General features: G+C 30.8%; 2 protein-coding genes. One reads left to right on the top strand and one right to left on the bottom strand.

Annotation, left to right across the window (positions count from 1 at the left end; translation table 11 throughout):
* The coding region (locus BM350_RS25915) for a DJ-1/PfpI family protein (protein WP_170857786.1) at positions 1 to 258 on the top strand (258 nt) is incomplete at its 5' end.
* Between the two features lie 593 nt (positions 259 to 851).
* Here BM350_RS25915 and BM350_RS25910 read toward each other — a convergent pair.
* Positions 852 to 1,172: a magnetosome magnetite crystal formation protein family gene (locus tag BM350_RS25910; protein ID WP_090920749.1), complete on the bottom strand. Its 321-nt coding sequence runs from the start codon at positions 1,170 to 1,172 to the stop codon at positions 852 to 854.
* Between the last annotated feature and the right edge of the window lie 254 nt (positions 1,173 to 1,426).

Below are 1,426 nucleotides of genomic sequence, written 5' to 3'. Positions count from 1 at the left end.
TGTGTTGCATCATTAGCGCTTGGTAAAAGCGGAATTCTTACAGATAAAAAAGCCACCACATACAGTCATCCAACGAGTAAACGAAAAGAGCAGTTAAAGAATTTCGGTGCAATAGTACAAAATGATTTAATTGTTCAAGATGGAAATATTATTACATCTTCAAATCCAGGTACAGCTTTTGATGTTGCATTTTTATTACTTGAAAAACTAACATCTAAAAAAAATGCTAAACATGTAAAGGATCTTATGGGATTTTAGGCATTGATCTTCAACAAAGGGGTACTTTGTGAGTTTTTAGAGTTTGCTAGAAGTAATGCGAAAAATCGCCATGCTCTAGTTCTATTTGTTGAACCAGGGATACCGCCACATTGCCATCAAGCTAATATTTTGCACTACCTATAAAGCGAAAAAAACGTCATCCTTTCTAATCTAGTTTGTTTAGAAAGAATAACGTTTTTTTATACTTGAGGGTATTATAAAATCTCTTAAGTTGATGGATGTGGGGTACTACCCCATGCCCATCAACTTAAGAAAAATAAACGCCCCAAAACGAAAAAAAATGAATTTCTTAACTTGATGGAGATGGGGCGGTACCCCAGACATAAAAAACGCCATCCTTTCCTATGGTTCTACAGAAAGAATAGCGTATTTTTTCATTTTAGGGGGAATTTTATTTTATTAGCTTGATAGCGATGTGGCGCTACCCTATATGTATTCAACGTAAGAGCCCTTTTAAATTCATATTTTAATTTTCTTGGTTAAGATAATTAACCAATGTTGGTGGTACGCCAAAAACACCTTTTTTAGAATACTAAAAATATTTTTTATTAAATATAATGAATTATTATATGTTAAACCTCTTTTAACACCTTAATACCTTTTACTATAGTCAAAATTAAATAGTAGCTAGTTATGATAAAAGCAATAGCAAAAGTTCCGATTGTTACAATTGCAATTGTATTTTCACTTAATGAACTAAGTCTAGTTATGCTACTAATTATAGCAATAGCAATGAGAATTATTACACAAGGAATTAGCTGTATCCATACTGCTTTTTTCGCATGATATTTCACTTTTTCTTCTGCTATAAGGTAAATAATAAGCGGTAATATGACTGGTGCAAAAAAGTAACTAAAATAACTCAAAGAAGATAAGATATGATTCCCTTTCATGATGTTCACCTCTAAAAAATTTATTATGACTTCTTATACCTTTATTATTACATTGAAATACTATATGAACTATCTAATAACCTTACATAAAGATGACAGTTCTGTAAGGTTATTAGATGGTTTATCAATCATTTGAACCTATATATCCTAAATAAATCTGGTTCTGGTGCAAAAAATCTATAAAACTTGGACATACTGATATTATCAATCTACAAAAGGACGTGATCAGTATGAAAGAGCAAAATTTATTTAAG

Origin of the sequence: Bacillus sp. 103mf (genome assembly GCF_900116295.1) — a bacterium.
GTDB classification, from domain to species: domain Bacteria; phylum Bacillota; class Bacilli; order Bacillales; family Bacillaceae_G; genus Bacillus_A; species Bacillus_A bruguierae.
Note: the sequence above shows the minus strand (reverse complement) of the source record. Positions and strands in the feature narration are given on the sequence as shown.